This is a genomic window from Desulfococcus sp. (assembly GCF_050178255.1).
GTDB classification, from domain to species: domain Bacteria; phylum Desulfobacterota; class Desulfobacteria; order Desulfobacterales; family Desulfococcaceae; genus Desulfococcus; species Desulfococcus multivorans.
The window spans coordinates 1-15,820 of the sequence record NZ_JBFXGG010000069.1 but is presented as its reverse complement, the minus strand read 5'-3'; the positions used below and the strand labels follow the sequence as shown (position 1 = coordinate 15,820).

Genomic DNA, 15,820 nt, shown 5'->3' with positions numbered 1-15,820 from the left:
CGAGACCATACGTCAGTTCCACCGGAATGGGATGAAGCTCGATGCTGCCGCAAAGCTGAAAATAAGTGAACTGAGTGATTTCCATACCGTCCAGCCAGACCTCCCATCCCAGGCCGGACGCACCCAAGGTAGGGGATTCCCAGTCATCTTCCACGAACCGGATATCGTGCTCCAGGTAGTCGATACCCAAGCGCTTCAGACTTTCCAGGTAGAGCGCCTGAATGTCATCCGGAGAGGGTTTCAATATGACCTGATACTGGTAGTAATGCTGCAGCCGATTGGGATTTTCACCATATCTTCCGTCCGTCGGACGCCGTGACGGCTGAACGTAGGCAACGTTCCACGGCTCCGGCCCGAGTGACTTCAGAAGGGTATTGTGGTGAAAGGTCCCGGCACCTACCTCCAGATCGTAGGGCTGGGTCACGACGCATCCCTTTTGCCCCCAATAGGTATTGAGTGATTGAATAATATCCTGAAAATTCATTATGTTACCTCATTGAATGGTCGTTTGATATCAGCCGCTCGCCTTCGGTCCGGAATCTTGGATCACCCGGCACTGAAAACGGTGCAACGTCGGGATGGGTTTTGCTATCGACAGCTGTACAGGAGGCCGTCCGAATCGATTTTCACATCCAGGAGACGAGCGTCCTGCCGTTCGGTCAGGATCTTTTCCCACACATCCCTAAGCCTGTCAATATGTGCCGTTTGCCCCAACGCCCACATGCATCCCCCGCCGCCCGCGCCGGTAAATCGGGCGCCGCAGCCTTCCTCCCGGGCGGCGTCGGCAAGTCTGTCCGCAGTAACGTCCATAACCTCGGGGGTCATCTCTTTTCTGATCAGGGTTTCACGGTTCATGGCTTCGACGGCATCCTGAATGTCCTGCCGTTTGAGCGCATCGGTGAATTTTTGCGTGCAATGGATGATTTCCGCCCACCGGTCTCGGTTGTTTCCGGATATGAATGCCTTTACCCAACTCTGATTGATGTTCTTCGACTCGTGAGGAATCCCGCAGTAGGCAAGCAGGAGATGGTTTTCAAAATCCTGGAGGGCGCTCTTCCTGAAGATGGCGTCCTTTTCGAACACAGCCTCCTTGACACGCCCATGCCACCGCCAGGCGTTGATCCCGCCGTAGGCCGCGGCCAATTGGTCCTGGAGGCCGCAGGGAACGCCGGCGACGCTTTCCTCCAGGGCATGGGCCAGAATTGCGATCTCACGGCGGTAGAGTTGCCGGGAAACGCCGATGCGGGTGAGAACGTTCGAAAATGCCGCAATAAGGGCGACGGCGGCGACGGACGAACCGCCCAGTCCGCTTCGTGGAGGAGAGGTCGAGTCTATCCGGATGTGGACGCCTTCGGCTTGGAAATAGGCTGCGATGGCGAATATCAGACCCATGGGATGGTCAAAAGGAGCGCTGTCGACGGGGTACTCGGCATCGGCAAAGCCTGTTGACGAGACCTTGACCACGGGTGCATCATAGGGCAGCAGTCGGACGTGCGTTCTCAGGTCTATCGCGATGTTGAACGTCGACGGGTTGAGGTGACGAAGCGGATAATAGAAGGTGCTGATATCCAAGGTGCCACCCATGTCGATTCGACAGGGCGCGGAGGTCTTCACCGATTCCGATTCCAAATAACGCTTCAGATTAACCGACATGATAACTGCATCCTTCCTTTTTTCTATTCCGAATATGTTTGAGAAACACCAGACTCCGGGGGGCATGCCCAAGATGATGGGGGAGGAACGCCTCGAGAAAACAAGCGCATTCTTCCAGTAAATCCCGGGTGAACCGGATCCGTGACGCTTTGAGGATATCCGCCGTTTCCAACCAGAGCAAAATCTTGACCGCCCCCTTTGAAAGCCGGTACGGCCCGAGGGTTCGTGAGACGCAATCCCCGCAGATCAAGCCGCCGGATAAGATGTCGACGGCAAGCCCACGGGGAGAGACGTCATCGAGGTGTGTCCTGCAGGTCTGACAATGGGTCAATTCCGGGAAAAACCCGGAGAGCCTGGTGAATTTCAGCTGGAAAAGCACATGGAGAACCGCTTTGTCCATCATGTCCCGGTCGAGCGCGGTTAGAGCCTGGTGGAGAAGCGGATAGCCGTTGGGTTTCTGGACGGCGCCTTCCTCCGGGACGATGCCGGCTATTTCGCTCCAATAGCTGGCATAGGCCGTCTTACGAAGATCGGTGCGGATTGTTGCCAGAGGATCCACCAGGACAGCCTCGGAGAGCAACGAAAGGTTGCCGGATCTGGTTTTCAACACGACCTTGAGCACGCTGAGGGGCTCAAGCGTACCCGAAAAGCGTCGGGCGTCTTTTCGGGCGGATTTGGCGAATACGGAGATCTTGCCGTGGTCCGGCGTGAACAACGTCAGGATCAAGTCATGATCGCCGTAAGGGATTCTCCGGAGCATGATTGCCGATGTGGAAAAATTCTCCATTTTCAACTTTTTGAAAAAACAGGAAAAATAGCCGAATGCTGTCGCCCCGGTTTAACGGATAATCTTGATCAGGGATTTTTCCCTCAAATCTGAAAGCCAGGATTGAAATTCCTTGTTGACGACTTCGTTGTAAAGCTTTTCTTCGATCTCCGGTGCAGCTTCTTCAAGGGATCTCCCCGGGGAGTTGGTGATGTTTTCGATATAAAACAGCTGATATCCCTGGGGTGTTTCCAGAATATCGGTGATATCGCCGGCGTCCTTGTCGGCGAGAATGGACTGAAGCGTCTCGTTGATTTCTCTGAATTCAAACTCTCCGAGATATCCCCCCTTTTCGGCCATGGGCGATTCCGAATGTCGTCCGGCCAGGTCGGCAAAGGATTTTCCCGCAAGAAATTCCTCTCGGATGGACGCCATTTTTTCTCTTACAGCCGCTTTTTCGGCCTCATCGGCCAGTGGAGAGACCGTCAGGATAATGTTTCTGAGGTGATATTTTTTTTCGAAACGATACTCATCGGCATGGGTTTCGAAATAATCGGCGATGTCGTCTTTGGTGATCACGATTTTGGATTTGACTTCCAGATTGACCAACTTGGTCCTGAGGATCTGCTCTTTTACACGCGTCCGGTATTCGGGGAGGGTCATCCCCTGCTGTTTGAGGGCCTCGATCAGGTCTTCTTCGGTTCTGAACCCCCGTTCCTTGATCCGTTCGACGGCGTTGTCGATCTCTTTTTCGCTCACCGTGATATTGAGCCGTTTGATCTCCTGGTCGGTAAGCTTCTTGTCGATCAACTGGTTGAGAACATCCTCCCTCAGTTTGTATTGTGCCGCGATTTCCTGATCCCCGGTGTACCCAAGAGCGTGCATACGCTCCAGATAAGGGATCATTTCCCGGTTCAGTTCATACAGGGAAATCACATCATCATTAACCACCGCGGCGATGCGGTCGATGATCTTGGATTCCGCCCGGGCGTCCGATGTGCCGACGATCAGCAGATAAAGCCCAACGAAGACGGCAAGGTATACCCCACACCCGATAAACCGTTTGCAGGGAATGATTTTTTCTTTGAACATTTGTGTCTCACTTGGATGAAATTGTCGGTTGCCGGTTAAGGATATGGTGCACTGCCGCGTCATTGACGTCGACAGGATATTTCCGCCGAAGCTTCCTGATCCAGGAAGGATAGGCGGCTTCCACACCGTCTCTTTGTAATCGTTCTTCCGTCTTTCTGTCAACATCGGCGACTCCGGGAGCAACGATTTCCGGGATAGCGATATCCTTTTGGAGCAGTTTGTCGATGAGCAGCCGTGTTTTCAGCTCGTTACGCCAACTCCGGAAGGAAACGGCGGATTCCAGAAGGGTCTTTTCGAATTCCCCCGGCGGATAGGCTTGTTGAATAGCCTGAACGGCGGCCTCCGTCTCCTGGGGCGATATACGGATTCCCGTCTCCCGCGCTCTCTCCAGCATGACGGCCCGAATCATGAGTTCCTTGAAAATATCCTGTCTGACCTGCTTCCACAACACGGGATCTGCGATAGCATCGCCGTAGGCGATTTTCTGAAAATCGAAGGACTGATCGAAATCTGCTTCGGTCAGGACGGTCCCGCCGATTCGAATGAGATACGCCGACGTTTCGGTTGGATTTTCCGGGGAGCATCCAACGCACGAACATTCAAGAGCGATGATGAATATGAGAAAAAGAAGGGGATTCGCTTTTAGGCGGGATTTCGGAGCCATGCCTCACTTGTGTTTCTTGTACTTGGGGTTACAATCAAAAAAACATTGTGGAACCGGAATTCGACGGCGTCCTCGTGTTGACGTTTCCATTGCGGAGGGGCCGGGTGTGCTTCCTGCGGTATCCGGAAAAGGATGGCGGGCGATGTCCTTCTCCCGTCTTCAGGCATGAAGGCTCAGACGGCATCCGGCATTGTGACCTGAACACCAGCGGTTGTTCGCGGTTCGCCGGAGGGTCGAATCGTTCAGCCGTTAACACGCCGGGTAATTTCTTTCAAGATATTTTTTGTTTGGGTCAGCCGGCTGCCGATGGAATGGCCGGAAAGCTTCACTTTCAGGATCTGGTCAGGCGTAAAGGTGAATCGGTCGGACCGTTCGGTGATCAGGTCTACTATACCGAAGGGATTTTTCTGGTGCGCTTCGGAAAAGTGGATTGACAGCGCGTTTTCCAGAAAATCGAGGCGCTTGACGCCGGCTTTTGTCGCAAGGATTTTCAGCATCATCTTGAGAAGAAGGTTTCCGGTTTCATCGGGCATGGAGCCGAAACGATCGATCAACTCCGTCCGAAAATCGGAGATCTCCTTCAGGGTGCTCATCTTTGACAGGCGCCGATAGGTGTTCAAGCGCTGATCAATATCCGGGATATAACCCTCGGAAATGAAAAAGGACATGGGAATGTTGATTTCCGGCTCCAGGGGCGTCGATATCGGCTCTCCTTTCAACTCGGCGACGGCATCCTCCATCAGCTTCAGAAACATGTCGTACCCGACGGCGGCGATATGACCCGACTGGGAGGCGCCTAAAATGGTGCCGCCGCCTCGGATTTTCAAATCGCTCATGGCGATCTGGAACCCCGATCCCAGATCACTGTGCTCCATCAATACCTTCAGGCGCTTCTGTGCGTCTTTGCTGAGGCTGCTCTCTTCCGGAATGAAGAGATACGCGAAGGCCTGCTCCTCGCCCCGTCCGACACGTCCTCTGAGCTGATAAATCTGGGCAAGGCCCAAACGATCGGCGTGGTTGACCAGGATGGTGTTGGCCGCCGGGACGTCGAGACCGGATTCAATGATGGTCGTGCAGATCAGCATATCGATTTCCTGGTAGAGAAAGCGCAGCATGACTTTTTCGAGAAGATCTTCACCCATTCTGCCGTGGGCGATGTCCAGGCGGGCTTCGGGAACGATTTTTCTGAGCCGATCCGCCATCCGGTCAATGGTTTGGATGTTGTTGTGAACAAAGAAGATTTGTCCCTTCCGCTTCAGTTCCTTCCGGACGGCGTCCCGGATAATGCCGTCCTCGAGTTCCGAGATGTAGGTGATGATGGGCCGGCGCTGCTCCGGTGGGGTCGAGATGACGGAGATGTCGCGGATTCCCGTCAATGACATGTGCAGTGTTCTCGGAATAGGGGTGGCGGTCAATGCCAACACGTCCACGGTGCTTCGAAAGGATTTCAGCCGTTCCTTGTGCTTGACCCCGAAACGCTGTTCCTCATCGAGAATGATCAACCCCAGGTCTCTGAAGGCAATGTCTTTCTGAAGCAGTCGATGGGTTCCGATCACGATATCCACGCTGCCGGCGGCAACGCCTTCGACGATCGTTCGCTGTTCCTTCATCGAGCGAAACCGGCTCAGGCATGCGATGTTGATGGGGTAGTTCTGAAACCGTTGGGAAAAGGTTTCGAAATGCTGTTCCGCCAACACTGTTGTGGGCACCAGTATCGCCACCTGTTTCTGGTTGAAAACGGCCACGTAAGCGGCCCGAAGAGCGACCTCGGTCTTGCCGTATCCCACATCCCCGCAGATGAGGCGGTCCATGGCGGTTTCTCTCCGCATATCATCGAGCACATCCTCAATGGCTCTGGTCTGGTCAGGGGTTTCGTCAAAAGGAAATCCGGCTTCAAATTCCGCGAGATCAACGGTGGCCAGGTTGAACGCGAATCCTTTGTTTACTGAACGTTCCGCATAGATGTTCAGCAGATCTCCCGCGATCTTCTCGACCGATTTCTTGACGTTGCTTTTGACCGCGTTCCATGAGTTTCCACCCATTTTGTCCAGAATGGGTTCGATACCGTCGATGCCCATATATTTCTGGATCGCGTTCATGCGGTCCACCGGCAGATAAAGCTTGTCGTCATCCTTGTAGAGGATCTCGAGAAAATCGTTGGCCATCCGGTTGAGGGTCAGCTTTTTAAGCCCTTGATATCGGCCGATGCCGTGCTCCGAATGGACGACGAGATCACCGGTTTTCAGTTCCTCCAGGGAGAGCAGCTCTGTCCGGACCTTTCGGGGAGGCGTCTTTCTCCTGGGGGCGGAGGGGCCGAAAATATCCTTTTCCGCAACGACCGAAAAAGCCTCCGAAGGCCATGTGAATCCGGACGAAAGCCGGCCCTTGAGAAGGTAGACCCCGCCCTTGACTTTTCGTGTTTCCGGGAACGCCTCCAGCGAGGTGGGCGCGATGCCGTAAGGGGCGAGAAGGGCGGTCAGCCGTGAGGCGCGGGCTTTGTTGTCGCAGACGAAAACCGTTGTCAGATCATTTTTCCGCTGTTCACCGATCCAGTCCGGCAAGGGAGAAAAGGGCTGTTCGCTTTCCCTGGTGCGAACGAGCTTTTCCCTGAAGAACGTCGTGTCCGATATGGAAAAATGGTATCGAGCCGCCATGTCGGAACCGGAAGAGGCGGTGAGCGGCAGAAGTCTCAAATCCAGACGACGCCTGCCGGCGAGACGCTCCCGGATGTCCGCCCATTCGAGATAGAGTTCCCGGGGCGCCACGCATATCCTGTTGTCGGCATTCGCCGCGGCGAAGCTTTCCGCGGCCTGGGTAAGAGCCTCCTCTGCCGCGGTTCTGAGCTCCGCGGGCTCGGCCAGGACAAAGAGCGTGTCGGGGGGGATGTATTCGAAAAGGGTGTCCAGCCGGGGGTAGACGAGGGGCAAAAGTCCTTCGATTCCCGGGAAATGCCCCTTCGTTTTGATGTTGTCGATAAGCTCCCGGGTGCGACCGGCAGGGATGTTCAGCCGGTTTGCCTGCTTCCGGATTCCGGCGATGATATCGTTGATGTTATCCGGTTTCAGGATGGCTTCCTTTGCCGGAAGGATGACGACCTCCTCGACCGCATGGCGTGTGCGTTGGTTTGTGGATGAGAAAAAACGGAGAGATTCAACGAGGTCGCCGAACATTTCGATGCGGACCGGCTCTGAATATGTCGGCGAAAAGATGTCGATGATGCCGCCCCTCACACAAAAATCTCCCGGTTCCTCCACTACTGCTGTTTGCGTGTATCCCCCGGCGATCAATTTGGCCGGTAGCTGATCCCGATCCAATTCCTCCCCAACCATGATCAGCTCGGCGAAATCGGTGAGTGCAGATTTTGGGATCAGCCTTCGTTGCAAGGCGTCGATGGTCGTTACCATGATGTGGGGGAGCCGATCGACGGTCTGTCGATAAAGGGTTCGAAGGCGTTCCGCCGTGGTGCTGTTGTGGTAAGCAACAAATTTGAAGGGCGACAGGTTGTAGGGTGCGAAATAGAGCAGATTCTGGTCGGTGTCTCCGAAGAAAAACGAAAAATCCTCGATGAACCGCTCCGCATCCCTGGCCGAAGGCAGAACGACCGTGATGGGGACCGGTTTTTCCCGGAAGATGCGGGCGATCAGATAGGCCTTGCAGGGGGCGGGAAGTCCGGCGCATTCGGCGGCGGTGTTTTTGCCGATGCGTGAGATGATGGTATCGATGGAAATTTTTTCTTGATTTTGTTTCATAAGCATATTAATAGAGAGCTTCCTATGCCGACGTAGCTCAGCTGGTAGAGCAGCTGATTCGTAATCAGCAGGCCAGCGGTTCAAATCCGCTCGTCGGCTCCAATAAAATATTCAAAGCCGTTTCGAGAATATATCGCTCAAAACGGCTTTTTTTGTTCTTTTCTCTGCGCCCATCCCACTGTGCCGCCCATCTCTTTCCCAGAATCTATACCATAAAACAAATGGGAGTCAAAGGCAGACATATCCCTCTTCAGGTAATCTCCCGAAATGCGGTATGGGTGTCCATACGATCGATGGGTATGATGAATCCGGAATCAGGATGATGGGTTCGAAGAAACTGTTGCATTTGAAGAAAAGATAACGGAAAATTAAAAATGTTGGCGTGAGCAAAGAGGATACTCAACTTTCGATTTTCATAGGCCGGCACCGGGAGGATACGGCCCACGCCCCACGCGGTTTCGTTCAAGTGCCGCTAAAGCTTGCTCCGGGCGGCCCGGAAACTCGCTTGCGCTCAAACAGTCCGGGCCGCTGATCCGCCGCGGCGCTCAAGCGGCACTAAAACTCACCGCTGAAGGGGCGCGGACCGTATCCTCCCGGCACCTGTATCCGGTTACCATCATGAAAGTCGAAAGTTGAGGAGGGTATTGAAATGTGATCCAACGGACGGCGTTCAGGCCTCCAGCGGATATGTGCGTTCTCCCGGGCGGGCATCCGACAGGTCAAATCTTTGCGGTCCTGGGTGGCACCGCCGCAACATAGAGGAAGGATCTTTGCATTGGTTCAAAAAACGACGGAATTGGTGGCGAACTGGGAAACGCTGCAGCGGATTTTCATACGTCCGGAAGACGAAGCCTCCCGCAGGGCCTTGGTTAAATACATGGAGCAGATCCTCTTCGGTCTCCATGAATTTCTCAGGAAGCATGTCGGCATTACCCGGGAGGCGAGTCTGGAAGAACTTTCCGAAAGGTTCAAGGAAAGCCGGATCTCCGGCCATCCCCAGAAGAAGCTGGCCGACGTCATCAAAGGGATTATCGAGAATATCGCCCCCCATGCGGTCAATGTGGCCTCCCCCTATTTTATCGGTCACATGACATCAGCCATTCCGTTCTTCATGGTTCACCTTCATACCATTACGGCGGCGCTCAACCAGAATGTCGTCAAGATCGAGACATCCAAAGTCGTCTCCATCATCGAACGTCAGGTTCTGGCCAAGCTGCATCGGCTGATTTATGCCAACAGCGGGGCTTTCTATGAGGCCCATATTCAATCTCCCGAAAGCACCTTCGGCGGATTTCTCCACGATGGGACCCTGGCCAATCTGACCGCCATGTGGGTGGCGCGGAACCGTTGTTTTAAACCGAAAGAAGGGTTCAGGGGCATCGAAGCCGAGGGGATTGCCGCAGCCCAGAAGGTTTACGGCGTCGACCGAAGCGTGATTCTGGTCTCGGGGCTTGCCCACTATTCTCTTCGGAAAGCCGGCGGGGTTCTGGGTATCGGCAACGAGAACGTCATTCGCGTAGCGTCGGGAAGGCGCAACCGGATGGATCCCGAATCCCTGGAGACGGTGATCCGTAATCTGAAGGCCGAAAACCCCCGGACGCAGATTCTTGCCGTCGTGGCGATCGCCGGTGCTACCGAAACCGGAACGGTCGACCCTCTCGATGCCATTGCCGACGTCTGTGCCCGGGAGACGCTTCACTTTCATGTCGACGCAGCCTGGGGCGGTCCGACCCTCCTTTCCGACAAATACAGGGGACTGCTCAAAGGGATCGACCGTGCTGATTCCGTTACCATTGACGGCCATAAGCAGTTCTACATGCCCATGGGTTGCGGCATGGTTTTTTTCCGGGACCCGGGAATCATGGATTTGATCGCCTATCACGCCGCCTATATCAATCGACCCGGTTCGGTGGATTTGGGCATTCGATCCCTAGAAGGGAGTCGACCCGCCGCCTCGCTGGTTCTGGGAAGTGCTCTTGAAATCATGGGGACCCGCGGCTATGCCCTGCTTATCGAACACGGAATCGAGACCGCACGCGCCTTTGCCGATGAGATTGATCGACGCCCCCTCTTCGAGTTGGTCACCCCGCCCGAGCTCAATATCCTGACCTACCGGATCTGTCCCGAAGCAATTCGACAGCGATGGACGGATGCCGGGGCGACGGAGCGAGCCCGATTGATCCGGCAGGTGAATGACCTCAACATTGCCGTTCAGCGCATCCAACGGGAAACGGGCAACAGCTTCGTCTCCCGGACAACCCTGAATCATCTGGATGAAAAAGTGGTGGTACTGAGGGCCGTTATCATGAATCCGATGACGCACATGGGCATCCTACGCGAGATTTTGGACGAGCAGGAGAAGATTTATCGTGGGCTGGCGGTGTCGGATGCTTGACAAACATCTCTCCCCTCCCAATTATTTAAGAAAAAAATTTGATGCAGTTGCAAGTCAATTTTGATGAATCAACGGGAGGAATGATGCAAGCCGGCAAGGAAACACATCAGTTCAAGACAGAGGTCCAGCAGCTATTAAATCTGATCATCAACTCGCTCTATTCCAACAAGGATATCTTTCTTCGCGAGCTCATCTCCAATGCATCGGATGCCGTCGATAAATTGCGGTTCAGGTCACAGACCGATCCCGAGATTCTTGGCGACGATACGGAGTTCAAGATCAGGATCGCCGTTGACCCGGAAGCACGAACGCTTACCGTGTCCGACAACGGCATCGGCATGACGCGCGAAGAGGTTATGGACAACATCGGCACCATCGCCAAAAGCGGCACTGCAGCCTTTCTGGAGGCGCTTGATAAGGTCAGGGAACAGAATGCGCTGGCGCCCGAACTCATCGGTCAGTTTGGGGTGGGATTTTATAGTGCGTTCATAGTGGCCGAGCAGGTAACCTTGATCACCCGGGCTGCGGGATCGGATACGGCGGTCAGATGGACGTCCCGCGGGGACGGGGCTTTCACGGTCGAAGCGGCGGAGAAGCCCGAAAGAGGAACCGACGTCATTCTGAAACTGAAGCCAAAAGAGGAGAGCGACAACGACTACACGGAGGAATGGGTGGTTCGGGACATTGTGAGAAAACACTCCGATTTCGTAGCCTACCCCATTACGATGATGGTGGAGCGGGATGAGCCGATCCCGGAACAGGAACAGATCAAGGACAAGGACGGCAAGCCCATCGGCGGGACCACCCGAAAGGTTCGGGTCGAGGAGACCCTCAACTCGATGAAAGCTATCTGGGCCAAAAACAAGAACGACGTCTCGACGGAAGAGTACAATGAGTTTTACAAGCATCTGAGTCATGACTGGAACGATCCGCTGGCGCATCTCCACGTCAAGCTGGAGGGCGTGACCGAGTACAGTGCCTTGCTTTATGTTCCCGCCAAGGCACCGTTTGATTTGTTTTTCCCGGAGCGAAAGCACGGTATACAGCTCTACTGCAAGAGGGTGTTCATCATGGACGACTGCAGAGAACTGGTGCCGGAGTATTTGCGGTTCATCAAGGGCGTGGTTGACGCACCGGACCTGAACCTCAACGTGAGTCGCGAGATCCTTCAACAGGATCGGTTGGTTCGCAATATCCGTAAAAACCTCGTCAAAAAGGTGCTGGACCTCCTCAAGGGGCTCGACGACACCCGGTATGACACTTTTTACCAGGAGTTCGGTCCCGTACTGAAGGAGGGCCTCCATTCCGACTGGGAGAACAAGGATCGGCTTGCCGAGCTTATTCAATTCAAGACGACCCGTTCCCAGGATAAATTCGTCCGTCTAAAAGATTATGTGGCTAACATGAAGCCGGATCAGGAGGAGATTTATTACATTACCGGCGAAAACCTCACCATGCTGATGAACAGTCCTCACCTGGAGGCACTGAAGGCGAAGGAGTTCGAGGTCCTCCTCATGACCGACCCTGTGGACGAATGGGTGGTTCAATCCCTTACGGAGTATGACGGCAAGAAGCTCAAGAGCGCGGAAAAGGGTGATCTGAAGCTGGGCGAGGGGGATGACGAGAAGACGGATGTCTTCAATGCCCTTTTCGGGCGAATCAAATCCCATCTCGCGTCTCATGTCAAGGATGTCAGGGCGTCATCTCACCTCAAGGCGTCGGTGGCTTGCCTTTCGGGGGATGCTCAAGACATGAGTGCTTACATGGAAAAACTGCTCAAAGCCTCGGGAGGGCATGTCCCGGACACCAAGCGGATTCTCGAACTCAATACAGCCCATCCGGTTATCGAAAAAATCAACACCGTGTTTGAAAAGGATCCGAACGATCCGATCCTCGCGGATTACGGCAGGCTGCTCCTTGACATGGCGATTATCAGCGAGGGAGGAAAAATCGATGATCCGTCCCGGTTCAACCAGATGGTCGGCAACCTCATGAATGAGGCACTCGGCAAATAAAGAGATCCGGCCGGAACGCGCTTTCCGGAGACCCCGAAAAGGGTCGGGACCCCGGGTCGCTTGATACGAAGCGGCTCGGGGTCGGCTACTTCAGCTGAAACCTCAGCTTCCATTTCTCCCCGTTTTGCGTCACAACGATATAGTCCTCTCCAATGGTGCTGATCGTCGCGCCTTTGATGGCACCGCCTTCCTTCAGAATATTGCCGTTGACGACCACCAATCGATTTTCGGGCGCGGTCGACCAGACGAGTGCCTGAATGGCGAGCCCGGCGTCATCCTGTGATTTCACGGGGATATCTTCATGGCTTCCGGCGGAGGAGCGCGCCGTGACGGGCAAACGGTTTTTTGCCGGCAGGTCTGCATGGACGGGCGGAGCGTCGATTCGAGCTTTCGGGACCGAGCGCGTCTCCTGGATCTGTTTCGAGGGCGGCATCGGAGAAACGGCGTCGGATTGAACCGGTCGATCTGAAGCAACAGGGACCTTTGAGGGCTTGGAGACAGGCGTAGCAAGCGATTTGACCTGCGAACTCACGGGGGGCTTGGCGGTCGACGGAGAAATCGAAGGCGACGGCATCGAGGGCGGTTTAAGGTTTTTCTTATGGTTTTGAGCGGCGTTATCAGGCGAGTTGAAGGCCGGCGGGGGAGGTGGAGAAACCGACAGGTCGATGGAAGAGGGTGCAGCGGTTGACGCATTCGAATCTTCTGCGGCAGGAGCTGCCTTTTCTGGAATGCTTCGGATTTCGAGGACAGGATAACGCCAGAGGGTCCATGAAACAGCCCCTAAAAACATGGCGACAAAAACCCCGAAAACGGTATTTCGAATCAGCAAACCGCGGGATCGCCTCGCCATTTTCCGAGGAACGAGGCCGCGGAGTGACTGGAGAGGGTTCTCTTGCTGTCGGGCGTCCAGGCTTTCCCGCTCGAGCTTCCGAAGCGCTTTCAGTATGGCGCTCAATGGATCGCCTCCTTACCACTGATACCATGGACGGTGTCGAGGCGAGGTATCCCGGCCGCCCCTGTTTCGTTGTAAAGCGCGATCAACGTAAGGGGGCCCACGATACCGTCAACGGGCAGGCCATGCCGGGCTTGAAATTCCCTGACTGCGGTTTCGGTCGCTTCGTCGAAGGCCGGCGTGATCAGTATATCTTTATATCCGATGTCCCTGAGAATCATTTTCAGCGTCGTTACCGACGCCTCCGGTGCATCGAAGGGAATGACCCCGGTCAGCCCCTTAAGATTTTTCCAGGGAATATAGGCGGTTCTCGTCCAGTAAATCCTCAGTTGATCCCATCTTCCGCTTGCCGTGTGGGCCCCGTTTGTAAATTCCATGGTGTCGTCGCCCGCAATCCGAATCAGTGAAAGGAATACCGCTTCTTTCGCGGCAGGAGAACGACATTCAAAAATCACCGGTAAATTCAGGCGACGGATGAGGCCAACATTGAGGTTTGGATCGAGGGTGTGAAGAGAAAGCCCTTTTTCCGCCGCAGCCAACCGGAAAAAGAGCTCTGCGTCATCGATTTCTTCCAGAGCGGGATGGAGATCGGTGTCGGCTTCCCACTGGGTCAGAACAGCCTCGAGCGCCTGCTGACGGGAGGTTGTCCGATCCGTGGCGGCCAGGATTCCCGCGATGTCCTGAGCAGGCGTTTTTTGAAAGGGTTCCGTTTCGACGACAGCCGATTCGGAGGCTGTCGTCGATTCTGCTCCTGTCGGGAGCGGCGTGGGCGCATCAGGCCTGACAGTGGGATCCGCATCCAGCGTCTTGCGGCGCTTCGTTTCCGGAATTGTAAGATTCGGTCCTGCCGACGACGGCATTGCCCTCAGCGCCGCCGGCAACCGGGCCGGCCCGAAGGTTTCCCCGGCCGATTTTCCCCTGGGCGCGGCGTCGGTATCTCTTTGGGTCGCTGTAACCGCGGTCGCGGGGTTCGCCCCCGCTTTTTCTCCGACGTCTTCGAGAGTGAACAGGCGGCGTTCGATGGGCATGTCGAAAGGTTTGTTCAGATGAAAGGCTACCGCCGAAAGAGCGACACAGACGAGAACGGCCGATACCCATGTCCATCGTTTCCATCCCCATCGGGTTTCATGACCGCCGCGTGAAGAGATTTCCTGAATGGCGGCCGCGGTGATCCGGCCTGTGATGTGCCGTCGGCCGAGACCGTAAGCCGTGAGCAGCGCCCGATCGGAGACAATGTTGACAAGCCGCGGTATCCCTCTTGAATAGCGGTATATGGCCTTCAGGGCGTTCCGGGAGAATTTTACCCCGGGCTTTTGAGCGGCGATCTGGACGCGGTGCCTGACATAGTCACCCGTCTCCTTCAGGGTGAGGGGCTTGAGGTGGCAGCTCAGGGTAATCCGTTGTCTCAGTTGGCGCAGTTCGTATGAGTCCAGAACGTCTCTGAGTTCCGGCTGTCCGACCAGAATGATCTGGAGAAGCTTGCTGGTATCGGTTTCGAGATTGGACAGGAGCCGAAGCTGCTCCAGGACGCCCGTGTTGAGGTTCTGGGCTTCGTCAATCAACAGGAGCACGGGCTTAGCCTGTCGCTTTTTTTCGATGAGGAAACGGTTCAGCCCGTCAATCAGATCTTTGGCGCTGTCCGCTGCCGAATCGATGCCGAACTCTTCGTTGATCGTTTTCAACAGTTGCACGGCGTTAAGCATGGGATTGAAGATATAAGCGACTTCAGCGCCCTCTTCCAGACTCCCCAGAAAAGCGCGGCAGAGGGTTGTTTTACCCGTCCCCACTTCGCCGGTAATCTCAACAAAACCGTCACCCTGGGAGACCGCGTAGGTCAGATGAGCCAGAACATCCTCATGGCTTTGGCTCAGAAAGAGATAGGCGGGATTGGGGACGAGTTGAAAGGGCCTCTCCTTGAACCCGAAAAATTTTTCGTACATCTATCCCCTCCGTTGCCTGTATTCTGAATTCGCCGTGGGCGGACCGTCGGGACTGAACGCGGCACGACATGCATCAAGGGCGATGGCGGCGCAACAGGACGGTAGATCGAGGAATGCATCGTTGACGGCAATCATCTCAGATAAAAAGGGGGCCGCCGCTCCGGCGCATCCCCCGGGGACAATCAATCTTTTTGTTTTTTGGACGCCGGCTGATAGGTGCACAGGGGCTCCTCACTCAGGTAGTCGCCGGTGGCTTCATAAGCCCTGGCGCGACATCCGCCGCAGACCCGACGGTACTCGCAGCATCCGCATTTTCCCGTGAGGTTGTCAACGTTTCTCAGGGCGAGAAACGGCTCGGCGTGATTCCAGATCTCCTTGAACGAAGTCCGCTTTACGTTGCCGCAGTCGAGTTCGAGAAAACCGCACGGTTGAACGGTGCCGGTGTGGGAGATGAAGCAGAAACCGGTCCCGCCGAGGCAGCCCCGGGTTACGGCGTCCAGGCCGTGGGTCTGAAAGGTCACCTGTTTTCCTTCTTCGCTCGCGCGCTGCCGGAGAATACGGTAGTAATGGGGTGCGCAGGTGGCCTTCAGCTGG

11 protein-coding genes and 1 tRNA gene are annotated in these 15,820 nt (G+C 55.2%); 3 read left to right on the top strand and 9 right to left on the bottom strand.

The annotated features are described in order from the left end of the window. The 6 genes from AB7S84_RS12355 to mfd all read right to left on the bottom strand — a co-directional run. The coding region (locus AB7S84_RS12355; RefSeq protein ID WP_428154757.1) for a glycine--tRNA ligase subunit alpha at positions 1–484 on the bottom strand (484 nt) is incomplete at its 3' end. 104 nt (positions 485–588) lie between these two features. Then, on the bottom strand, positions 589–1,653 hold the full coding sequence (locus tag AB7S84_RS12350; RefSeq protein WP_020878124.1) for a GHMP kinase: 1,065 nt from the start codon (positions 1,651–1,653) through the stop codon (positions 589–591). Continuing rightward, positions 1,643–2,440 carry a DNA repair protein RecO gene (recO, locus tag AB7S84_RS12345; protein ID WP_052018588.1) on the bottom strand — a complete coding sequence of 266 codons (798 nt, stop codon included), beginning with the start codon at positions 2,438–2,440 and terminating at the stop codon, positions 1,643–1,645. The genes AB7S84_RS12350 and recO overlap by 11 nt, the downstream gene beginning before the upstream one ends. A 51-nt stretch (positions 2,441–2,491) precedes the next feature. Continuing rightward, the gene (locus AB7S84_RS12340) at positions 2,492–3,511 is read right to left on the bottom strand and encodes a SurA N-terminal domain-containing protein (RefSeq protein WP_020878122.1); all 1,020 of its coding nucleotides are present in this window, start codon (positions 3,509–3,511) and stop codon (positions 2,492–2,494) included. Between the two features lie 7 nt (positions 3,512–3,518). Continuing rightward, on the bottom strand, positions 3,519–4,175 hold the full coding sequence (locus AB7S84_RS12335) for a SurA N-terminal domain-containing protein (protein WP_020878121.1): 657 nt from the start codon (positions 4,173–4,175) through the stop codon (positions 3,519–3,521). Positions 4,176–4,417: 242 nt separating this feature from the next. After that, a complete protein-coding gene (gene mfd / locus AB7S84_RS12330; RefSeq protein WP_428154753.1) occupies positions 4,418–7,924 on the bottom strand; it encodes a transcription-repair coupling factor in 3,507 nt (1,168 codons plus the stop codon). Between the two features lie 26 nt (positions 7,925–7,950). Here mfd and AB7S84_RS12325 point away from each other — a divergent pair. The 3 genes from AB7S84_RS12325 to htpG all read left to right on the top strand — a co-directional run bounded on the left by AB7S84_RS12325 (position 7,951) and on the right by htpG (position 12,334). Beyond that, positions 7,951–8,026 (top strand) — tRNA-Thr (locus tag AB7S84_RS12325). Between the two features lie 673 nt (positions 8,027–8,699). Continuing rightward, complete coding sequence (locus AB7S84_RS12320) at positions 8,700–10,319, top strand: aminotransferase class V-fold PLP-dependent enzyme (RefSeq protein ID WP_428154749.1); 1,620 nt, start codon at positions 8,700–8,702, stop codon at positions 10,317–10,319. 41 nt (positions 10,320–10,360) lie between these two features. Further along, on the top strand, positions 10,361–12,334 hold the full coding sequence (gene htpG / locus AB7S84_RS12315) for a molecular chaperone HtpG (protein ID WP_428154747.1): 1,974 nt from the start codon (positions 10,361–10,363) through the stop codon (positions 12,332–12,334). 85 nt (positions 12,335–12,419) lie between these two features. Here the strand turns inward: htpG and AB7S84_RS12310 are convergent, their stop codons facing one another. The 3 genes from AB7S84_RS12310 to AB7S84_RS12300 form a co-directional block, all read right to left on the bottom strand. Further along, the gene (locus AB7S84_RS12310) at positions 12,420–13,289 is read right to left on the bottom strand and encodes a general secretion pathway protein GspB (protein WP_428154745.1); all 870 of its coding nucleotides are present in this window, start codon (positions 13,287–13,289) and stop codon (positions 12,420–12,422) included. After that, the gene (locus AB7S84_RS12305; RefSeq protein WP_428154743.1) at positions 13,286–15,226 is read right to left on the bottom strand and encodes an AAA family ATPase; all 1,941 of its coding nucleotides are present in this window, start codon (positions 15,224–15,226) and stop codon (positions 13,286–13,288) included. The genes AB7S84_RS12310 and AB7S84_RS12305 overlap by 4 nt, the downstream gene beginning before the upstream one ends. 182 nt (positions 15,227–15,408) lie before the next feature. Continuing rightward, positions 15,409–15,820 (bottom strand): SPASM domain-containing protein (locus AB7S84_RS12300; RefSeq protein WP_428154741.1); only part of this gene is annotated, 412 nt, incomplete at its 5' end.